This window comes from Sinomicrobium kalidii, assembly GCF_021183825.1.
GTDB classification, from domain to species: Bacteria; Bacteroidota; Bacteroidia; order Flavobacteriales; family Flavobacteriaceae; genus Sinomicrobium; species Sinomicrobium kalidii.
The window spans coordinates 2,752,289-2,772,081 of the sequence record NZ_CP089211.1; the positions used below are offsets into that span (position 1 = coordinate 2,752,289).

Consider the following 19,793-nt stretch of genomic DNA (forward strand, 5'->3'; position numbering starts at 1 on the left):
GCTGTCTGGGCTGACAACCTTCCAATGGTTAATCATTCAAATAGCAAGGCTCATAAAGATAGTATTGCCTTTCACTGTCAGGTACTTCAAAAATATCATTGTACCATACTCGTTTTGTATCTATCTTGTTTTTAATACTATGTGCAGTTTCACTGTTGGTAAAGACCATTATATTTTCTCCGCTATTATCAAAATTGGTAATCAAAATATTTCTCATATCCTTAGTTAGAACTTAGGGTTAAAAGTGGCAACATAATGAAGGAGAATTAATTGTGTGAGGGCTTAAATACAATAAGTTAGGTCTTTGTATGATATTGTAATACCAAGTGTTTCTCTGGATATTGCCAACTCTTTTGTAGAATGATTGATCCATTATGGAAATATGATGCCTCCTTATCATATTTTGCCTCCAGTATAGCGGCTAGGCTAATGAATTGGTTAACTGGATTTAAAGGCTTAAATACAATTTCTACCCGGAATAAAATATCCAGTTTGAAATACAGGTAAATATGCTCTATTTCTACACCTAAGACATCTTTTATATCTCCACGGGTGTACTCGTACTTTTCATAATATTCAGCCAATTCTAGTGGCTCCAAATCAAATTCCCAGTTATCATATTGCATCCCAATCTGAAAGGGTATAAAATCTGTTTCCATAATTATTGGGTATAAAAAAACCACCTGTTTTTAATGAGGTGGTTGCACAAAAATTTTACTGTGGGTTTTTATTTAGTAAACTATCCAGTCATTAATTACAATATCCACGGGTTTTTCATCTCTCTTACAAGCAAAGAATGTTCTAACAAGCTCTTTTTTACCTTTCATTTTACCCCAGGCACTCTCACGAAGCGTTGAATCTTTTAATACAATGGCCAGATAAGCATAAACCCTAACTGCCACGGAATCATGTTCAAGTAAAGGGTAAAGGTCATTGATATTTGCAACCTGATATAGTCCTTCAAAAGAGTCATACACCTCAGAGTTAGCTAGTGCTACACCAATACCTGCACTCTGTACCTCATTTATATTAGCAATGAATGAAACATAAGTTTCAGGCTCACACAGGTCAGCGGGATCTATTCTAAAGCGTGTCTCTCTTCCTTCCATATTATCCATAGAAGGAAAAGGAATTTGATCTATTTCTTTATCATTGTTGGTCTTGCACCCAAATAAGCCAAAGACTACAGCAATGAATAGTGATATTTTTAAAATACTATTTTTCATAATACTAATGAATTGATACGGAGTATAGCTTTTACTCTGCTTTATAATAAGTGCCGTCATAAGGTTCTTCACTTGAACCTTCTACTTGCACAAATTGTACAGTATTCTCATCCAGAAACACTACTTTTTGGACATAAACTAATTCTACATCTTCAGGAAAAGTCATTGTTAGTATATCACCTTTTATTTTAAAGGTTCCAACCTCATAATCAAATACTTCTTCATCTACGGAATAAGAATAGGCAACTTCTGAATTAGATCTAAAGGAGAAAAAATTATTATAGTCATACCCATTAACCTCTGGATCACTAAAATACCATTTCCCCATTAGTTTTTGAGATATTTCATTTGAACTAGATGAATCATCATCACTGGAACAACTAAGGCTTAAACAGGCTTGTAGTATTAACAGAAAGTAAATAGTTCTTTTCATATTTAAAATGTTAAAGGTTATTGTTTAGTAATTTTCATAATTTTCTGAATGGTGGTATTTAGTAAATGTTTCCTGTAACTTTAGAGTAGTTAACAGGCTTGTTATTTGGTGTTAAAAATCACTAGCAGAATTGCTGTTCTCTATATCTACTTTTTCCTTTTGTTTGCCTATATAATTCCTCTTGTCTTTATTACTTAAATATGTTAGTGCAATTTCCCTTTCACTAAGAAGGACTTTATTAGAACCTAAAGGATCAGATCCTGGTAAACCATATTCTCCTCGTACTGAAATTTTAAAACCATTTGAAAAATTCCACCAATAAAAGGAAACGTTCTGTTCGTTATTTTCAATCAAAGATTTATAGTATTTATCTTCAAGTGCCTTATCTACTTTGTACATTGGATTTTCTAAATTTATACTTCTAAAAGCACTTATCACTCCTCCATTACTATAAAGTCTAGTTTCTTTTCCACCCGTGTCATTTTCCTTAATAGCACACGAATATTCTGCCAACTTACTGTTTTTAAAACAGCCATAATCTTTTATTAGGTTTTCAAGGATATATGGTAGTGCAAATTGACTTCTCAAGTTGGTGGTATTTTTAAAGGTTAATATTAATTCATATAATTTTTCATCTCCAAATTTGGGTTTAAGAACACCTATATATGATAGATTAATAACCTTTATTTCTGGCTCTACCTCTACCTCTTTTTTTGCATACTTGTCATTAAACAGATATTCATCTTCATTTTGTAGCATTTGTCTTTTGAAATTCAAGCTGTACAGAATAGAGTTATTGGAATGTTTTAATTTTCCTTTTTTGATAAGCTCTTTTAAATGGGAATCAAATTCAGATTTAGACATGCCCAATCTAAAACCTAAAAATATTGTGTCTTTTTTAGGATATTTTTTTAATTTTTCTGTCTTAGGATTTATAGAATTTTCATCCCTAACTATTGATTTTGCATCAACTTTTTTCTTGCTATTCTTAACATCATTACATGACATAATCAGAATAATGGATAGCAGAACAAGTCTTTGATTTAATAGCTTTTCCAACATAAAATATTATTAGAACTTGCCATATATGGCATTAAACAAAACAAATATAACCCATTTCTTGACTTGTCAAAAATGGCAAGTATGGAAAAGTCTGAATTACTGAAAATTGCAGGTAAAAGAATACAGGAATTACGTGAGCAAAAAGGACTTACTCAGGTAGATTTAGCAGGTAAAATTCAGGGTGAATTTGATACTACCAATGTGTCCCGTATTGAATCAGGAAGAACTAATCCTACGCTATACACCCTATGCAAAATAGCCAGTGCATTGGAAATCCCTCTTAGAGAGTTAGTGGATATAGAATTACCTGAAGATTAAAATTTGGCTATTTGATAGTTTCGGCCTTTCTTACCTTGTATTTTCTTCATAACATCTAATATTCATATTTTGTTACTTCTCATAGACATTAGAGGGAATAGATTTGGCTATAATACTATTATCTGCAAAATTTGTTTAAGGTCAAAAAGATGTGTTTTTAAGCTAATTTAGCTACATACTCGCGTACATAAATTGCAAACTTTGCAGATATTGCAGAACCTGCAATATTTACAAATCCTTGTTATCGGCCAGACTATAATATCCTTCCTTTGTAACAATCAAATGGTCAAACAGCCTTATATCTACTAGGCTGGTAGCTAATTTTAACCTCCTTGTAATCTGCAAATCAGCTTTACTTGGCTGTAAATTACCGCTGGGGTGATTGTGTAGTAAAATAATACCACTAGCCACTGCTTTTATGGCTACACTCAATACCAACTTCAAGTCCACATAACAAGTTGTAATACCTCCCTTAGACAAGTGGAATATGCCTGTAACTATACCTGCCCTGTTTAAAAGCAAGATTTTAGCTTCTTCCTGTAATTCTATGGTGTTCATATTCCAGTTATCCAAAGCTACTCTGTAAGTGTCTTTACTGCTGTTTATTTTAACCCTGCCCTTATTCTCATTGGAATAGGATATATTGATTTCACATACTTTCATGGTTGTAAAAATTTAAAAGACCTTACAACTTGGTTGAGATACTATATAGTACCTGTACCAAAATGTAAGGTCAACATAAAATTCCATTCATGGAAACACCCCTATAAGGTGTGAAACCAACACTGGAAAAAGTAAAAAAGTGCCAAAGTGATCTTTTCTGCATAAACTTTTGTTTTCAAGATAAAGTGGTCAAGAATATCCCGAATAAAAAGTTTTGCATTATTCTGTCACTTCAGCACTATGATTAATAATAGAACTACTGTGCTAATTCAGCATACTGCCCATTTTGGGAGAATGTACTAACATCAGCCCTAAGTTCATTTTCGGGTGAAGGAGCATCTTCTTCAGGGATATAAACCCACCTGTGGGACAGGGTTAATTCCTCTCCTGTTTCCTTCACCACATAAGAATAAGGCTCTACTTCCTGTCTAACCACCTGACCAGGCATTTCTGTCCCAATAAGGGCTGCACAGGTTTCCTCATCAAAGGTGGAAGGAATGCTGGTTTTCTTGGAAGTAGCATAGAAATGTCCTGTTTCCTTACTTCTCACCATTTCAATTCCTCCTGAAATTTCCAACACAAAGAACTCCCTTCCATCCTCTGCCTGTCTTTGTTTGTAGTTAATGATACGTACCATTGGTATAAAATTTTGAGTTGAACAAAGCCTATAAAACATCCTAATCTACTAAGAGTTTCAGCTATCACCTTGAAACTGTTGCATGAAAAATCTGAATGTTTTGTGATAGGCAGCAAGAACTGGTGTCCTGCTTCAAATAAGTGGGGGTATTTAGTGCGGGGGAGTGAGGGGGAAATAAAAGGTTAGTATTGTAGAGCCTAGAAGAATAAAGGGCTATTTCCTTATTCTATAATTCTCTTTAACTTCTAAGAGCTGCTTTCCCTTTCCATCATTGGGATAAAAACAGCCCTTTAGAGGCTAGGAGGTTTAAGGAAGGTTGATAAAAATTCCAAGTTGGGAAGAATTCAAAAATTCAGCTCAAATAAAAAAGGCTTAAAAAATCAGTCTTTTATATCTGGCTCAAAAAAAGTTTTTGCTTGTAAAAGGGGGTGGGGGAGTTTCCCCTCAGAGATAAAGGGGGGTACTTAATATGAGGTCCCTTGTACATGTATAATATTGGGATCTCCGGATTTTTTTAATTTTTTTTTATAGTATTTTAGCAATACACAAAAATTGAACTATGCCTACACTACACTGGATAGGAAAAGACAAGGTTATAAATCATCATCAAGATGTACCATATAAAATTCTTGAGAAAAGATACACATACTGCAATGGAATAGAAACCAAAAACGCCACAAGTGACAACAAAATAATACACGGAGATAATCTTGAAGCCTTAAAAAGTCTATTGCCTGAGTATGAAGGTAAAATTAAGTGTATTTATATAGACCCTCCTTACAATACCGGGAATGAAGGTTGGGTATATAATGATAATGTAAGCCATCCCAAACTGAAAAAATGGTTAGGTGAAGTAGTAGGTAAAGAGGGAGAGGATTTAAGCAGGCATGATAAATGGCTATGTATGATATACCCTAGGCTTAAATTATTGCATAAACTATTAGCAGATGATGGTGTCATTTTCATAAGTATTGATGACAATGAATATCAACATCTAAAATTAATTTGTGATGAAATTTTTAGTAGAAAGAATTTCATTACAACCTTTACATGGAGGACAGATGGTAACTTTGATAATCAGGCTAAAATTAAAATAAATCATGAGTATATTTTATGTTATAGCAAAAGAGCAGGGTATTTTGAATTTCCGGAACTAATTGATTTGAATGTTGAAGAGACAAGTAAATTATTCAATAATAAAATTATAAATACAATAGTTAAAAATGGCCCTAAAAATCCAATAAGTAAAATTAAATTACCTATTGGTTTTAAAACGAATTTTAAAAGTGGGATCATAAAAAAAAGAGAAGATTCTTTTCCTTTTTTCCATAGTGATGCCATAGTAGATGATTATAAGCTACAAAATAATGTTATTGTTGAAAGTGGATGGAGTTCTAAAAGAATTTTTGAACTCTTTTTGGCAAACAACTTAGAACCAGTAATAGATACCAAAGGACAATTGACTAAATTCTATTTGACTGAGAATGGAGCGATAGAAAGTGAGAAAACTAGAGAAAAACAAAGTCATGTTATTAGTTCATTGATGAATATGGGAAGTACTCAAAATATGAGTAATGAACTTAAAACTATGGGGTTCTCTTTCTCATTTCCAAAACCAGTTACTTTAATAAAGTATCTAATCTCAGTATTTAATAGTAAAGATTTTTATATTCTTGATTCTTTTGCTGGATCTGGAACCACTGCACATGCTGTACTAAATCTTAATAAAGAAGACGGGGGTAACAGAAAATTCATCTTAGTAGAAATGGAAGACTATGCCAATACCATTACTGCTGAAAGAATAAAAAGAGTAATAGATGGTTATGGTAAAGACAAAAAAAATGTAGAAGGTACAGGAGGAGATTTTGATTACTATGAGTTAGGGGCTCCTCTATTTTTAAATAATGAACTTTTAAATGAAGAAGTAGGCATTGAAAGAATACAGGAATATGTATGGTATAGTGAAACCAGAAGTCCTTACGAACCTCAAGAAGAACATTATCTTTTAGGAGCCTATAACGGCACTGCTTACTATTTCTATTATGAAAGAGATAGGCTTACTACCCTTGATGATAGTTTTTTAAGAGTCATAAAAACCAAAGCAGAACAATATATAATCTATGCAGATAATTGTTTGTTAGATGATAGGCTAATGGACAAGTATCACATTATCTTTAAGAAGATACCAAGAGATATAAGTAGATTTTAAAGAACAAACCAAGAATTGTTGTGCATGAAACAAATCAACCAATGGAATTAAAACCATATCAAAAACAAGTTATAAAGGATTTAGAAAGCTATTTAGAGAATCTACAAATCCATCAATCCCCAGCCAAAGCCTTCAATGCCTATTGGGAAGATAAAATTGGAGAATATACCATCAATCTTGATGGCACTACTACAGGAATGAGACCTTATAAGGATAACATTCCTGGAGCCATACACGTAGCAGCTAAAGTTCCTACCGCTGGTGGAAAAACCTTTATAGCCTGTAATGCCCTACATACTATAAATAAATATTTTAATCAAGGAAACCCGAAAGCTGTGGTATGGTTAGTACCTTGGTCTAACCTCTTACAGCAAACAATTAAAAATCTTTCAGACTTGAGCCACCCATACAGAGAAAAGCTAAACAGTCTCTTCAATGGCAGGGTTGAAGTTTATGAAAAAGAGGATTTGCTCCAGGGGACTAATTTTAACCCAACCTCTGTAACAGAACAACTCAACATTTTTGTTTTCAATTTTAGCAGTCTAAGGATCAATTCCCAAAAAAAAGAGGATAGGAAAGTATTTCAAGAAAATGGAGCATTAGAACCTTTTAAAGATGTAATTATTAATGAAGATTTGATATTACCTCATACAGATGAAACTGCTTTAATTAATGTGATTAGGAGTTTAAATCCTGTGGTTATTGTTGATGAAAGCCACAACGCAGAAAGTGATTTAAGTGTAGAGATGCTTAATAACTTGAATCCTTCCTTAGTTTTAGACCTTACTGCAACCCCAAAAGAGAATAGTAATATAATCAGTTTTGTAAATGCTATGGCTCTTAAAAAAGAGCACATGGTAAAACTACCTGTAGTGGTTTATAATCACCACAGAAAAGAAGAAGTTATTAGTAGCGCTTTACAATTACAAAGACAACTGGAACTTCTAGCCAGAGAGGAAGAAAAAGAAACCGGCAGATATATTAGACCAATCATTTTGTTTCAAGCCCAATCCAATATAAAGGGTAAGAACAATACTACTTTTCAAAAGATAAAAGAGCAGTTAATCAAACTTAAAATCCCAGAGGAACAAGTAAAAATCAAGGTTAGTGGAATAGATGAGCTTAAAGACATAGATCTTATGGCTAAAGATTGTCCTGTAAGGTATATTATTACCATCAATGCCTTAAAGGAAGGTTGGGATTGTCCTAATGCCTATATCCTTGCATCCCTAGCAGATAAATCTTCTCCTGTGGAAGTAGAGCAGATTTTAGGAAGAGTGTTGAGGCAACCTTATGTTACTAAGCACAAAAATCAATTATTAAATCTATCTTTTGTTTTAACAGCTTCATCCAAGTTCAATGAAACATTGGACAGCATTGTTAAGGGATTACAGGATTCCGGGTTTAGTAAAGAAGATTATTATGCAGAAGAACAACCGGAAGAGAAAAAAACTATTGATGAAGTGCTACAGGAAGAGTTATTTGGAACTGATGATGACACCATAAAGCCTGATGATGATTTTGATTTAGATGCTGTGGATTTTAATCCTTCAGATGAATTGAGTATAGAAGATATAAACCAACAAAATCCAATAATCAACCATATTACAGAAAAAGCTAAAGTTGAAGGTGATGCTTTTGAAGAAAAAGTGAAAGAAGTGGATATGGATGACGTTTCTAATTATTTATCTCAGGTTATGAACAAACAACCCAAAAAGTATGCTATTGATAGTCAGTTTAAGGATGTCGCAGGCAACATTAAGTTACCACAGTTCTTTAAAAAAGTAGATGAAAATGAATTGCATGATAATATCTTATTTGAAGAATTGGGAACCAATGAAACCTTCTTGAATAAAAATAGTTTATTAGATGGTTTTTTATTGTCTAACCAGGACTCAAAAATAGATTTTGACGAAAGTTCAGCAGATATTTACAAAGTAGATTTTGATGAAAGCAAAAGGACTACTGCTGTTAAAAAACTATCCCAAAGGGCAAAAAACATACTCCTTGACAATATCCTATCCAAACCAAAGGAAAGTCAGATTTCTGATGTGAGTAGTATGATTGTGTCCAAATTGGGTGATATGACACCTATTTCTGAACAAGAGTTAAAAAAGTATGTGAGTAGGGTTTTTGACAACCTGAACACTGAACAAGTTAGGGATATAGTGGATAATGATTTTATCTACATTAGAAAAATCAAAGATAAGATTAATAGCTTAACCCAGATTTATGCTAAAGAAAGATTTCAAATACTGCTGGATGCTAATGAAATTATAGTTAAGGACAACTTCACTTTTTCTGATACTATCATGCCTCTTTACCCAAGTACTCCTATATCCAAATCACTCTATGAAAGAGAGGAAAAAATGAACAATTATGAACAGGATATGATACTAGAAATAGCTTCATTAGAAAATATTGAGTTCTGGCATAGGAACCTTGAAAGAGGAAAAGGCTTTTATTTAAATGGCTTTAGCTCTAACCATTATCCTGATTTTATCCTCTATACCAAAAAAGGTAATATCATTTTATTAGAAACTAAAGGTGATGTATATGATAATGATGATAGTAGGGATAAAAACAGGTTGGGTAAAATATGGGCACAGAAAGCTGGAGATAACTATAAATATTTTATGGTGTTTCAATCTAAGGATGTGCCTGACACCTATACAGCTAAAAGTATAATAGAGGTGTTGAAGAAATTGTAGAGCAGTATGGGGAATATAGCAACAAATACTATTCAACAACTTGAAAAGCTGAATTCAAGAGGTATGGATGTTGATTACTCGGATGAAAAAGTCAAGGAGATTTTATTAGACATTGGATACTATAGATTGGGGTTTTATTGGAATCCCTTTGAAATCAATGGTAATTATCAATTTAGAGAGGGAACAAAATTATCTGATGTGGTAAAGCTGTATTATTTGGATGTTGACTTAAGAAACTTACTTATCAAATATATCAATAGAATTGAAATTAATTTTAGAACCAAACTTGTGTATTATGTATCGAATAAACATAAATATTCCCCCACTTGGTTTATTCACCCTGATATAATGTTCAATTCGTTTATATCATCATTTGATCAACACTATTCTGATGAGTTCAAAAGAAATAATAAACCAATTAAATTGCATCATAACAAGTATATAAATGATAAATATGCGCCAGCATGGAAGACATTAGAATTTTTTACTTTTGGTGTGGTTCTTAAGATATTCAAGTCGTTGAAAGATAATGATATACAAGAAAGGATTTCTAAATGTTATGAAATAAGAAACCTTAAAAAATTTATTAATCTTTTTGAAACAATTGTTTACATTAGAAATGTATGTTCTCATGGTGGAGTTTTATTTGATTTAAATACACCAAAGGGAATATCTATTTTACCTGGTATTAATTTTAATGACAATAATAGGCACTCACTAGACTCTACTATCAAAATTATTCTGTTCATTTTAGGAAAGATTTCAGAAAGTAGGAAAACAGAACTTGAAACAAGGATAAAGGAACTATTTGAAAGCCATAAAGATAATGAGGTACTTAAATCAATTATAGAAAATAAAATTGGATATGAATTTGAATAAAGGCAGATACTTGCATATATGCAAGTAATTATGTATCTTTGTATGCTCTAAAGTGCCCTATTATTCAAGCAATAATACTGCACTATAAAAGAATAATATAAACCCAGACTTGCTCTGGGTTTTTCATTTTAAGATCCAATCTCTTTTAAAATTACCTCCAGAAGAACAGGGAAGATTACATAAGCCCTATACAAAGTTATTGTTTCATCCGTCTTCCAAGAAAGAAAAGGCTTTCTAATATTTTGCCCTCCATGCCAAAAAGGTAGAATGGTCTGTCAAAACTCATTTTTAATTTTTATATCCGAAGAAAAAATCTAATTTACACTAGAACATTATCTAATATCGTTTTGACTTTATTACTGGATTTAATTCCCTCTCAAGAAAAATCTCTAAAGCAGCAACCCAATGATAATGATCTGGGTTCAGAACATTGAATAATAGAACTTTTGAGTTTGGAGTGTCAGGTAAATATTTCATTTCAAAGGTTTCATTTCTGGTATTAGCATGAATATGCTCCAACGCTCTTTTTCTACTATTTGTAAGATGTCTGCCTACTTTAATAATTTTATTTGACACAATAAAAACATAAACGCCTGGATGATAGATAAACTCCTTTGTTGAACTTGACAAATCGGCTACATTCTCTTCTATAATCACAAATTTGTCCGAGACACATTGAAATTCTTGTTCAAATATTCTTTTTACTTGTAAAATCATGTTGCAGGTTGGAATGAAAACTGTATAGTTAATATTCTTTACAACTTTCTGAAAGGGGTAAATTGTCCTCATATATCTTGAAATACAAACTCATTTATATTAATATTCCATTTTTTATCAGCTAAATTAGCTGTTGCCCAAGTTACCCCTTGATTTTTTTGTTTTTTCTGATAAATTTGAATTAGGACTCTCTCTGCTTTAAAAAAAAGATTTTCATGTAAATATTTTGACAATTCCAATATCTGCTTTTTAGGAATAGTCATATCCAGTTTTATTACAACATCCCCTCTTTTTATTATCTCATAATAATCTCTTTCTATTAATTCTATATTTACCGTTTTCGTTTTATCTCTATCTGAAAATGTATATTGTTTCATGAATGAAACCTCTGAATTACTAACATCTTCTATCAATTTTCGATTAAATCGATAGCTATTCCTTTGTTGAGTTAGTTGGTAGTATTTAATCTGTCTACCTTTTAGGCGATTAACCATTTCATCTTTCAATGTATCCGGCATTCTTACCCCAAAATAGATAGATTTCAATGCGCTTGGATGGTAAAAGAATTCTCCAAAAAAATCTGTTATTATCCTATACTCCTCCTCATAACTCCATCTCTTTGATTTAAAGCCAAGTAGTTTTTGTATTAGTTTTTCACTTTTTATGCTAGCTATGTCTTTTAGAAGGTCTACTTCCGGAGGAGTGTTAGAATATTTAATGGGAAAAGAATAGGTTTTATTCTTCTTATATCCATTCTTTAAGAGATTCAGGTCATATTCAATACAAAATCCTTTATGAGAATTACTATAGTGAGCCCAAAGAAGTTCATCATCATATCTTTTGGATAATGAAAAAACCCCTATCTTTTCTTTAAGAGAGATAAAACCATTGAGGGCTTTTTCAACCGGCACAAAATTTTCTTTAAATTTTTCTCCAAAAAGCCATTGAAGAGAATCTCTTTGTTTTTCAAATTTGTCTAAGGTTAATAATGCCTCACAAGGGTCATTGAGTGTTTTTAAATTAGCACCCCAGAAAAAATTTTTTTCAAGGGCAAATAAATCCCTCCTGAATGTTTCCTCGCTTCCTGCTCTATATTTGTATACCAACATTTTATTCGTTAACATTGATTCCTGATTTTTTCTTCCTACTCGTCATAATCACTAAATGCTTCATCAACTTCCTCTGCAATTAACTCACAATGTTTTAAATAGGCAGGATCAGCTTCAGCGTCAAGTCTATCATAACAAACAAGCCTAATATCAATAGCATCTCGTACTTTATCCGCTGCAACCACTGGGTCAAGTTTTCTAACTTCTACATGAAAAAGAAAAAGATTGAAAGCGATAATCAAATCCAATGGGGTTATATTATTTCTTGGGCCACATACAAACTCAATTTGTTCGCAACAATTAAACATTTTCCATGCAACTTGATTAAGTCCTCCTCGACAACATGAATGTAAAAAAATTGAATTAGCCTTATAACATTCACTTGCACAAATCATTGCTGCAAATTGAATCCAAGTTATATTAAGTGTTCCTGAGATATTTCCAAAATTGGTGTCGCACCCGTGAGTAGCAAGGTAGATATAATCATATTTAGATCCATTATGCAATGCCTTTGTTAAATCATTTTTAGTTTTTACATCATATTGGTCACTCTTGATCCCATACAATTCTATTTGACTGGTTATATTTTTCACTTCGGCTTGTTCAATATCTTCGCTTGCGACCAAAACCAATAACGTTTTCATATCTATCATGAATTTTGTTTAGATATAAGTGTTTTAATTATCAAACCTCTTAATTCCTCAACTTTTTTCAACCCCTTTTCCACCTGTATAAGCTGTGCTTTAAATTCTTTTTTACTTTCTATTTTATCCGTAAAGGCACGTATAGCAATATTATTCTTATATTTTATCAATTCTACCCATTTGGGTAGTTTACCCTTAATATTGTTGTCAAAATCAACTGGGAACCCCTTAAATTCAGCATCAATATAGCCTTTCCTCAATTTATGGTAAAACACAATACCATTTAAGTTATCATCATACAGTGCTGGCCAATCACTATTCTGTGGTACTATTTTAGGTTCTTTCATCTTTAGGCTGGGATAATGTTTTTCCTTATAACTCCAGTAAGAATACCAAAACTTTTGTACAGGTTCACTATTAACAGGTTGATACCTCCTTCTTAATTTTTCGATAGCTATTTTTAACAACGTACTCTTAAATCTATTTCTTAACGTATCAACAGAATTAAACCGATTTCTAATTGTTTCATACGTTACAAATAGTTCAAAGTCATTTTGATTATTACAATAGGATTGAGGGGCAATTAAAATGCAATATGCTTCGTCACAATATCTTTGGATAACATATTTTTCCCCTCTTTCTCTATACCTATCTGACTGGCTTTTCTGGAAAGAAGCATCTAACTTATTCTCAATCAAGACATATATTTTTTTATTGAGAATAGAAGTATAGGAAAATATAATATCCGTTTCTCCCAAACCAAAATCTGAAATGCTTTTCCACGCCCCATTTGAAGTAAGTAATGCGGGTAGGCTTAATTCCTGGATAAGCCATTCACAAAAAGTATTGTCAGAGGATAACTCTTCTAACAAAATCAAATCAATGTCTCTTTCCTGAACCGTTTCTACTGGTATTAGTTTATCATCCATGATTTAATAAAACTAAACAATTTATTCAAAAAAGTTTGTTTTTTGGGTATAGTAGTCGCCTACACTGGAAACCTAACGAGGCTTAATTCTGACATTGAAGAACAATGCTTTTCGGGTACAATTTTTTCTCGCATCATATTTTTATTGTCAAAGTGTCGTGATATTTCTTGAGTTTTAGTAGTATAATCATTGAACTTTTGTCCATCCTCATCCTCCCATTCATAATAGAATATTTGTATTGATTTACAATTTTTATGCTCAAAAATTCTTTTTAACATTACCCTGTCTGAAAGTCCACAGGAATGCCCCACGATAAAGACCTGATACCCCTCTGACTGTTCAATAAATCTTAATAACCTGTAATAGTTATCTGTCTTAAAATATCCGAATGATTTTATATGCCTAAGAAGTTCATTATCATTCAGTTTTTCCATTACATCATAATGATCGTCGGTTTCATCTCCATAGCCAAAGATTATAGGGTTTTGGTCTAAGTTCTTTATATCTCCATGTATGAAGTTGTAATCGACATGAACCTCTCGGTTTTCAAATGAATTTGAATGATTACCATATTTATAAATAGTATCTGTGTAATTAAAATTCAAAATCTGAATATTTTGGGGATAATGATCTTCTTCTTTTAATTCCAACTTTTCTATTTCTCGTTCAATGAATTTTCCTTTAAATCCATTCCAGAAATGCCCCTGAGCCACATTGTTAACAGTGTGAGGAATGTCTGTCACTTCATGCAAATATTCAACAAACCTGTTTCTTAGGAAATCTAATTCAGAGTTAAGGAATTTTACATTGTCTTTAACATCTTCATTGTACATTTTGTTACCTTTTTTGTCTCTAACATTGATGATTTCAAGTAATGAGTCATAATACATTCCTTCAATGTCTACCCAATTATAATTCCTTCCCCCCTCCTTCATGATATTGTAAGTCTTCTTTATTATCGTTTCCGGATACTTAACCCGTTTTTTCCTGGGCATTACATCGTAATCAATAAAAGTTCCCTCTTTAAGATTGTCAGGAAAAGAAAATTCTACCCCAAAACTCCTTTCAAGGTCAGTTAGTCCTTTAACATCTGTAATACTCTCCAATTTCCTCCTAAAACCATTATCTCCACTAACGCCCTGTGAAACTTTGGTCTCAATTAAAAAGAGCCCTTCTTTTGTTTTCGTAGTGTTATATTTAAATCCATCTCTTTTTTTTTCTCCAACACTAAGAGCTTTTCTGATTTCCTTTTTTAATAAATCAATTATAAAATCCTGATATTTAGTTTTGAGACCATGAGCTAAATCAAAGCCATTTCCAAGAAGTATAAGTCTATTCATTTCGGTGTTACTTAGGTTGTCGATGTACAAGATACAGAATTATGGCATTATGTATTTTACGGCTTTCCGTAATTTATTTTTGCTGTAATCATTAAATTTGATACTTATCACTAAAATAAATTCAAAATGACCAATAAGGAATTACTAAAGGAATTATCTCCACTTATCAAAAATGACAGGGAATCTGCTAAGCTATTTTATGACTTAGTTAGAAATAATTATCAAATAGATACTGCGAAGGGTAATGTTTCCCGTAGCTATTTTGAAAGAGAACTTGAGTTGTTGAAGGTTATAATTCAAATAGCAGATAAAGACTTATTCTATCAAAAATATGTTGCAAATGCTTCTTATATATACAAACTACTTCAGGAAAATGGGGTGGATAAATAAATCATTTTCTATCTACATCTTATTATAAGTTGGCTAAATGAAACTTAGAACACAAAATGAAATACCCTATATTACTACCTGATTACTTGTCTGATTTTTCAGAATTCATTGCATTTTGGAGTAAGCAATATTATTATCCAACCAACATTTCTTATTATTCAGAGAACATCCACAAAAAAGAATACACAGAAGAAGATATTACAGATCTATATACATGGAAAAACGGGATGAAACTGAGTGTAAAGAAGGAAAAATCTCTGCAAGAAAAAATTCTTGCAAAATTGGAGATATTAAATGTCTATAAAAAAGAGAAGGAATTGCCTTTAAATGCTTTTTTAAGTGAATTTAAAGGAGTGAGTTTTGTCTGGAAAATTTTCTTGCTACATATCCTAAAACCGGATCAATACCCTATTTATGACCAGCATATACATAGGGCGTTTAAGTATCTCCATCCTGAAAATGGGAACTTACAAAAAGTCAGTAAGAATGAATTTTATTTCGATCATTATCTACTATTTATCAAACAACAAGGAGTAAAAGACTTGAAAAAATTAGATGAAGCATTTTTCGCCTTTGGCCAATTCTTGAACACCAAGAAATATAGAACTTTATTGAACACGCGAACAAATGTAAATTTTTAATAATGAGTGTTTTGAATGATATAAAACGGATTGTTTGGCATGAGTTTGGCCATTTATGTGTTAATAGCATAATGGTTAAGAGTGTTAAAGATATTGATTTAAACATAGCAAGGCTTACTATTCATTACTTAAATATGGTAGATGGGGCTAAATGGGGTGGATGTGTACAAGTTTTACCAGACCCAGGATATGAAAGGGCAGTTAAAAATTTGAATTATTTTAGTTTAAAGTCGATCTCCTTATTCTCGGGATGTTTATTTGAGACTCTTTACTTAAATGTAATACAAGGTCTTGATAAAGGGATTTTTGACTGCTTTTGTAATAAATCAAATTGTACAGGGATAGGAGACTTCTATACCTATAATTCTTTAATTTCTGAATTATTGAAGCAAAAGGATAGAGAAGGGGGAAGTAAAGTTGTAAGGCTCCCTAAAAAACAAAGCGTTCTTAATTAGAAAAACGTTTAAATTTAGGGTAATGAAAAAAACACGACACACCGAAACACAGATCATCAAGATCTTAAAGTCTCAGGAAGCCGGACAGTCTGTTACAGACCTCTGCCGGGAGCATGGCATCAGCCAGGCTACTTTTTATAACTGGAAGAGTAAATTTGGAGGTATGGACGCCAGCCAACTCAAGAAAATGAAAGAGATGGAGGCAGAACTGTCTCAATTCAAGCGGATGTATGCCGATCTTGCTTTAGAAAACAATGCATTAAAAAACCTGATCGAAAAAAAGCTCTAAGGCCTGTCGATAAACGAGCAGCAGTTGGATATTTAGTCAAAGAGGAACACTTAAGTATCCGGCGGGCCTGTACAGCACTCAACCTAAGCCTATCGGTTTACTATTATCGTTTTAGATCCAAGACAGAAGATCGACAAATCATAGATGAATTAGAGAAATTGGCTGAGGCTTATCCTACTTATGGTTTTAAAAAGATGTTTTACTTGTTACGGGCCAAAGGATATCTGTGGAACCATAAGCGGGTTTATAGGGTTTATGTAATGATGCGCCTCAACATTCGGCGAAAACGCAAGAGAAGGCTCCCTGCCCGTGTCAAAGTACCTCATATCATACCTGTGAACTGTAATATTACCTGGAGTATGGATTTTATGCAGGATACCTTGATAAGTGGGAAGAGTTTTAGAACATTTAATGTGATTGACGACCATAACAGGGAAGCTCTTATGATAGGGATTGACACTTCTTTGAGTGCCCGACGTATTGTACGGGATCTGGATAAACTCATTCAGTGGAGAGGTGCCCCTCAAGTGGTAAGGGTGGATAATGGCCCTGAGTTTACTTCAGCTGTATTTGACTCCTGGGCGCGTAAGCATAAGATCAAGATATGTTTCATACAACCAGGAAAGCCTACTCAGAACTCTTTGATAGAACGGTTTAACGGCTCTTATAGAAAAGAGGTTTTAGATGCGCATTTGTTTTTTGAATTAAACCATGTCAGAGACCAAACACAAACATGGTTATGGAATTACAATAATGTTAGGCCACACAAATCCTTGGGATATAAAACACCAGTAGATTTTATAGTACAACGAAGCAAAACGCGGTTTGCTTCCCTTATAATCGACCAACACTTAAGGGAAAATACTATATTTGAAAGTGCTTCTGTTTAGGGGAGCCTTACAAAGTTATCAGGGGAAATGTTGAGGTCATAAAGTTTTTACACACAAAAATTATATATGATTTTTGGGAGCTTAACAAAGAGAAAATGGAATTTATATATGCAATAGAGCCCAAGGTGAATGAACTGGCAAAAAGTGTTTATAAGGGATTTATAAAAGAAGAAAAACCTTCTAAATATGAATATAGTCTTATTGATAATGAATTAATGGAATTAATAGAAGAAGTTTATACGATAAGTTGTGCAAATGGATTTATAGATATAGTTAAAAAGGTCACAGGGATATTTAGTGAGAAACTTGCCCCTTTTTATAATTAGCCCGGGCTCTTATGGGCCCGGGCACTATTCAACTCAAAAACCAATGGTAATTCTCATCACCATTGAGAGCCTTCACCAAACTTTTTGAGAAATTAAAGGCATTGACATTCCTGTCCAGGAAAGTATCAATATAACTGCTTTTATTAGCTTGTGTGAACAGGTTATATACCCTCCACAGGTTTATATCTCCCTCATCATTCCTGCAAAAAGATTCATCTTGGTAATAGTCCTTAGCCACAGTGGATAATTGCCCGTCATTAAGGGTTAGGGGAGGAATACTGGATTTTTCCTTTTTAGGGAGAAAATTGTATAACCTTGCCTTACCAATTATTTGAGCAAATTGGTGCTCTGTAAGGTGGTGATCCCCTAACTGCTTCATGGTTTTCAGGTGTGCTTCTGCATTATAGGATTGCAGGATTTTCAGCAATTTGTTTTTCATGCTCTCATATCCATCCACTTTTAATTCCCCTGCATAACCATCACTGGCCACGCACATATTGCAGCATACCATATTCTGAAACCCAATAAAAAACTTGAATTTTTCAAAGGTCTTTTTGCTGTATAGGTTCTCCTGATTATAAGCCCGTACACCTCCTAAAGTCAAAGCAATATCATTGCCATTAATATGCTCTGTAATACTGGGTATCTGAATAATAAAGGCCATCCTCTCATAATAAATGGTCTTTTCATGTTCTAGGAGCTCCTTTGCAGGCTTATGGATAGCTGAAGGCACCCTGCCTTTAATTTGGTGAGATACCCGTACTTCAGGAGTTGTAAAAGTATGATGAGGGAAGACCTTACTGGCACAATGCTGTGCTATCTCAATAAATTCCTGGTGGGCTATGGTCTTTTCATTATCCTTGCTGAAAACAGGGATAATACAGTCCTTTTTTAAATGAGAAAGGCTAACTTCATTGGTGTTAGCCTCTATAAATGGTTTTCTCTCATACTTGGGAGTATTTGTGAGTTGTAGCTCCTCCTGTCTATTCTCTATTATGGTAGTAGAATTTATAGCCTTCAACTCCATGTTAGCTTGTCTGATTGGTGCTTCCATTTTGATGTATATTTTTTGGGTTTAACAATGTTTGCTTGGACAGGATGGTATCTCTCTGGACTTTAAAATCATATTCCAGTAATTCCCGCCAGTTGGAATAATGTGTGTAAAGCTGCTTTAGGGTTTCCAGATCATTACATGCTTTAATATTTTCCCGCGCTTCTTGCAGGTTTGTGCCACTGTTACACCATTCCAGTATTTTCCTTCCAGTAGCTGTATTAATGGTAAATTCAGGTTTGCCCATAAACAGCCCTGTCCTGTCTTTGGATGCAGAAGCAAAGTGTTTTATGTCTATGTCAAAGACCAGGGTAAATTCATAGTCTGTCCCATCACGCATCACACTTTTAAGCCCTACCTTTTCGGGAATGTACTTGCCATCCTTTTGGTTCAGTACATAATCCTGCTTGGTGCGCATGGTAGCAATGATATGGGCATCTGCCTGTAATATCTTATTGATAAGGGCATTCAGTCTGGGAGTAACCTTAGCCCAGTTGGTAAAGCTGTTTCCTGCCAGTTTGGAATGAAAGTCCAGTAATTCATCCCAGCAATGAGAAATACTGTCCACAATAATAGCCTCCATATTGGCCTGTAAGCATACATCTATGGCTTTGATATATTTTTCAGGAGTAAATGGAGGTTCCAAAGTCAATACATTATAGTTCCCCAAATGAGCATATAGATCTGCCGAACCATTTTCTGTGTCTATAATAGCTACTTTGGTCAAATCTTTATTAGTAAGTCCTTGTGCCAGGAGTAAACTGGAATAGGTTTTGCCACTCCCTGCACTTCCCTGTAAAGTCATTTTTATCTTGGCTCTTTTGCGTTCTGATTGTCTTAACTGCATGATTATTTAGGTTTAAAATTCATACTT

At 33.2% G+C, this 19,793-nt stretch carries 22 protein-coding genes; 9 read left to right on the forward strand and 13 right to left on the reverse strand.

Annotated elements, in window-relative coordinates:
* Positions 1-296: 296 nt before the first annotated feature.
* The 4 genes from LS482_RS10970 to LS482_RS10985 all read right to left on the reverse strand — a co-directional run bounded on the left by LS482_RS10970 (position 297) and on the right by LS482_RS10985 (position 2,721).
* Positions 297-659, reverse strand: coding sequence for a hypothetical protein (locus tag LS482_RS10970; RefSeq protein ID WP_233027577.1), 363 nt, complete (start codon positions 657-659; stop codon positions 297-299).
* Positions 660-731: 72 nt separating this feature from the next.
* On the reverse strand, positions 732-1,226 hold the full coding sequence (locus LS482_RS10975) for a hypothetical protein (protein WP_233027578.1): 495 nt from the start codon (positions 1,224-1,226) through the stop codon (positions 732-734).
* 31 nt (positions 1,227-1,257) lie between these two features.
* Entirely contained in the window at positions 1,258-1,659 is a 402-nt protein-coding gene (locus LS482_RS10980) for a lipocalin family protein (RefSeq protein WP_233027579.1), read from the reverse strand.
* A 111-nt stretch (positions 1,660-1,770) separates the two neighbouring features.
* Positions 1,771-2,721, reverse strand: coding sequence for a hypothetical protein (locus LS482_RS10985; protein WP_233027580.1), 951 nt, complete (start codon positions 2,719-2,721; stop codon positions 1,771-1,773).
* Positions 2,722-2,802: 81 nt separating this feature from the next.
* Between LS482_RS10985 and LS482_RS10990 the strand changes: the two genes are divergently transcribed.
* Positions 2,803-3,039, forward strand: coding sequence for a helix-turn-helix domain-containing protein (locus tag LS482_RS10990; RefSeq protein ID WP_233027581.1), 237 nt, complete (start codon positions 2,803-2,805; stop codon positions 3,037-3,039).
* 228 nt (positions 3,040-3,267) lie between these two features.
* Here the strand turns inward: LS482_RS10990 and LS482_RS10995 are convergent, their stop codons facing one another.
* Positions 3,268-3,702 (reverse strand): JAB domain-containing protein, encoded by a 435-nt coding sequence (locus LS482_RS10995; RefSeq protein WP_233027582.1) that lies wholly within the window; start codon positions 3,700-3,702, stop codon positions 3,268-3,270.
* A 256-nt stretch (positions 3,703-3,958) separates the two neighbouring features.
* A complete protein-coding gene (locus LS482_RS11000; RefSeq protein WP_233027583.1) occupies positions 3,959-4,339 on the reverse strand; it encodes a hypothetical protein in 381 nt (126 codons plus the stop codon).
* A gap of 559 nt (positions 4,340-4,898) precedes the next feature.
* Between LS482_RS11000 and LS482_RS11005 the strand changes: the two genes are divergently transcribed.
* Genes LS482_RS11005 through LS482_RS11015 form a run of 3 tightly spaced genes read left to right on the forward strand, consistent with a single transcriptional unit; the run spans position 4,899 to position 10,138 of the window.
* Positions 4,899-6,548 carry a site-specific DNA-methyltransferase gene (locus LS482_RS11005; protein ID WP_233027584.1) on the forward strand — a complete coding sequence of 550 codons (1,650 nt, stop codon included), beginning with the start codon at positions 4,899-4,901 and terminating at the stop codon, positions 6,546-6,548.
* Between the two features lie 41 nt (positions 6,549-6,589).
* Positions 6,590-9,259: a DEAD/DEAH box helicase gene (locus tag LS482_RS11010; protein ID WP_233027585.1), complete on the forward strand. Its 2,670-nt coding sequence runs from the start codon at positions 6,590-6,592 to the stop codon at positions 9,257-9,259.
* 6 nt (positions 9,260-9,265) lie between these two features.
* A complete protein-coding gene (locus LS482_RS11015) occupies positions 9,266-10,138 on the forward strand; it encodes an Abi family protein (protein ID WP_233027586.1) in 873 nt (290 codons plus the stop codon).
* Positions 10,139-10,474: 336 nt separating this feature from the next.
* Here LS482_RS11015 and LS482_RS11020 read toward each other — a convergent pair whose 3' ends face one another.
* The 5 genes from LS482_RS11020 to LS482_RS11040 all read right to left on the reverse strand — a co-directional run bounded on the left by LS482_RS11020 (position 10,475) and on the right by LS482_RS11040 (position 14,877).
* Positions 10,475-10,855 carry a hypothetical protein gene (locus LS482_RS11020; protein ID WP_233027587.1) on the reverse strand — a complete coding sequence of 127 codons (381 nt, stop codon included), beginning with the start codon at positions 10,853-10,855 and terminating at the stop codon, positions 10,475-10,477.
* A 68-nt stretch (positions 10,856-10,923) separates the two neighbouring features.
* Positions 10,924-11,979: a DUF2971 domain-containing protein gene (locus LS482_RS11025; RefSeq protein WP_233027588.1), complete on the reverse strand. Its 1,056-nt coding sequence runs from the start codon at positions 11,977-11,979 to the stop codon at positions 10,924-10,926.
* Positions 11,980-11,999: 20 nt separating this feature from the next.
* Positions 12,000-12,608 carry a hypothetical protein gene (locus LS482_RS11030; protein WP_233027589.1) on the reverse strand — a complete coding sequence of 203 codons (609 nt, stop codon included), beginning with the start codon at positions 12,606-12,608 and terminating at the stop codon, positions 12,000-12,002.
* A gap of 5 nt (positions 12,609-12,613) precedes the next feature.
* On the reverse strand, positions 12,614-13,537 hold the full coding sequence (locus LS482_RS11035; protein ID WP_233027590.1) for a PD-(D/E)XK nuclease family protein: 924 nt from the start codon (positions 13,535-13,537) through the stop codon (positions 12,614-12,616).
* 59 nt (positions 13,538-13,596) lie between these two features.
* Complete coding sequence (locus LS482_RS11040; protein WP_233027591.1) at positions 13,597-14,877, reverse strand: AbiH family protein; 1,281 nt, start codon at positions 14,875-14,877, stop codon at positions 13,597-13,599.
* A gap of 126 nt (positions 14,878-15,003) precedes the next feature.
* Here LS482_RS11040 and LS482_RS11045 point away from each other — a divergent pair, with 126 nt between their 5' ends.
* From LS482_RS11045 to LS482_RS11065, 5 genes are all read left to right on the forward strand, one after another.
* Positions 15,004-15,267, forward strand: a complete 264-nt coding sequence (locus tag LS482_RS11045) for a hypothetical protein (RefSeq protein ID WP_233027592.1) — start codon at positions 15,004-15,006, stop codon at positions 15,265-15,267.
* 56 nt (positions 15,268-15,323) lie between these two features.
* Entirely contained in the window at positions 15,324-15,908 is a 585-nt protein-coding gene (locus tag LS482_RS11050; RefSeq protein ID WP_233027593.1) for a hypothetical protein, read from the forward strand.
* A 2-nt stretch (positions 15,909-15,910) separates the two neighbouring features.
* Positions 15,911-16,363, forward strand: a complete 453-nt coding sequence (locus LS482_RS11055) for a hypothetical protein (RefSeq protein WP_233027594.1) — start codon at positions 15,911-15,913, stop codon at positions 16,361-16,363.
* 22 nt (positions 16,364-16,385) lie between these two features.
* A protein-coding gene (locus tag LS482_RS11060) for an IS3 family transposase (protein ID WP_425596713.1) occupies positions 16,386-17,542 on the forward strand; the annotation gives its coding sequence in 2 pieces (ribosomal slippage) (positions 16,386-16,647 and positions 16,647-17,542; 1,158 coding nt in all).
* 95 nt (positions 17,543-17,637) lie between these two features.
* A complete protein-coding gene (locus LS482_RS11065; protein WP_233027596.1) occupies positions 17,638-17,868 on the forward strand; it encodes a hypothetical protein in 231 nt (76 codons plus the stop codon).
* Between the two features lie 28 nt (positions 17,869-17,896).
* Here LS482_RS11065 and LS482_RS11070 read toward each other — a convergent pair whose 3' ends face one another.
* The gene (locus LS482_RS11070) at positions 17,897-18,922 is read right to left on the reverse strand and encodes a DUF3871 family protein (RefSeq protein WP_233027597.1); all 1,026 of its coding nucleotides are present in this window, start codon (positions 18,920-18,922) and stop codon (positions 17,897-17,899) included.
* The gene (locus tag LS482_RS11075; RefSeq protein WP_233027598.1) at positions 18,897-19,766 is read right to left on the reverse strand and encodes an AAA family ATPase; all 870 of its coding nucleotides are present in this window, start codon (positions 19,764-19,766) and stop codon (positions 18,897-18,899) included. Before LS482_RS11075 ends, LS482_RS11070 begins: the two co-directional genes overlap by 26 nt.
* Positions 19,767-19,793: the final 27 nt, after the last annotated feature.

Excerpts from the sequence above, each read along its gene's own strand:
- LS482_RS10970 (WP_233027577.1), bottom strand. The coding sequence starts at position 659 with ATGGAAACAGATTTTATACCCTTTCAGATTGGGATGCAATATGATAAC.
- LS482_RS10975 (WP_233027578.1), bottom strand. The coding sequence starts at position 1,226 with ATGAAAAATAGTATTTTAAAAATATCACTATTCATTGCTGTAGTCTTT.
- LS482_RS10980 (WP_233027579.1), bottom strand. The coding sequence starts at position 1,659 with ATGAAAAGAACTATTTACTTTCTGTTAATACTACAAGCCTGTTTAAGC.
- LS482_RS10985 (WP_233027580.1), bottom strand. The coding sequence starts at position 2,721 with ATGTTGGAAAAGCTATTAAATCAAAGACTTGTTCTGCTATCCATTATT.
- LS482_RS10990 (WP_233027581.1), top strand. The coding sequence starts at position 2,803 with ATGGAAAAGTCTGAATTACTGAAAATTGCAGGTAAAAGAATACAGGAA.
- LS482_RS10995 (WP_233027582.1), bottom strand. The coding sequence starts at position 3,702 with ATGAAAGTATGTGAAATCAATATATCCTATTCCAATGAGAATAAGGGC.
- LS482_RS11000 (WP_233027583.1), bottom strand. The coding sequence starts at position 4,339 with ATGGTACGTATCATTAACTACAAACAAAGACAGGCAGAGGATGGAAGG.
- LS482_RS11005 (WP_233027584.1), top strand. The coding sequence starts at position 4,899 with ATGCCTACACTACACTGGATAGGAAAAGACAAGGTTATAAATCATCAT.
- LS482_RS11010 (WP_233027585.1), top strand. The coding sequence starts at position 6,590 with ATGGAATTAAAACCATATCAAAAACAAGTTATAAAGGATTTAGAAAGC.
- LS482_RS11015 (WP_233027586.1), top strand. The coding sequence starts at position 9,266 with ATGGGGAATATAGCAACAAATACTATTCAACAACTTGAAAAGCTGAAT.
- LS482_RS11020 (WP_233027587.1), bottom strand. The coding sequence starts at position 10,855 with ATGATTTTACAAGTAAAAAGAATATTTGAACAAGAATTTCAATGTGTC.
- LS482_RS11025 (WP_233027588.1), bottom strand. The coding sequence starts at position 11,979 with ATGTTAACGAATAAAATGTTGGTATACAAATATAGAGCAGGAAGCGAG.
- LS482_RS11030 (WP_233027589.1), bottom strand. The coding sequence starts at position 12,608 with ATGAAAACGTTATTGGTTTTGGTCGCAAGCGAAGATATTGAACAAGCC.
- LS482_RS11035 (WP_233027590.1), bottom strand. The coding sequence starts at position 13,537 with ATGGATGATAAACTAATACCAGTAGAAACGGTTCAGGAAAGAGACATT.
- LS482_RS11040 (WP_233027591.1), bottom strand. The coding sequence starts at position 14,877 with ATGAATAGACTTATACTTCTTGGAAATGGCTTTGATTTAGCTCATGGT.
- LS482_RS11045 (WP_233027592.1), top strand. The coding sequence starts at position 15,004 with ATGACCAATAAGGAATTACTAAAGGAATTATCTCCACTTATCAAAAAT.
- LS482_RS11050 (WP_233027593.1), top strand. The coding sequence starts at position 15,324 with ATGAAATACCCTATATTACTACCTGATTACTTGTCTGATTTTTCAGAA.
- LS482_RS11055 (WP_233027594.1), top strand. The coding sequence starts at position 15,911 with ATGAGTGTTTTGAATGATATAAAACGGATTGTTTGGCATGAGTTTGGC.
- LS482_RS11065 (WP_233027596.1), top strand. The coding sequence starts at position 17,638 with ATGGAATTTATATATGCAATAGAGCCCAAGGTGAATGAACTGGCAAAA.
- LS482_RS11070 (WP_233027597.1), bottom strand. The coding sequence starts at position 18,922 with ATGGAAGCACCAATCAGACAAGCTAACATGGAGTTGAAGGCTATAAAT.
- LS482_RS11075 (WP_233027598.1), bottom strand. The coding sequence starts at position 19,766 with ATGCAGTTAAGACAATCAGAACGCAAAAGAGCCAAGATAAAAATGACT.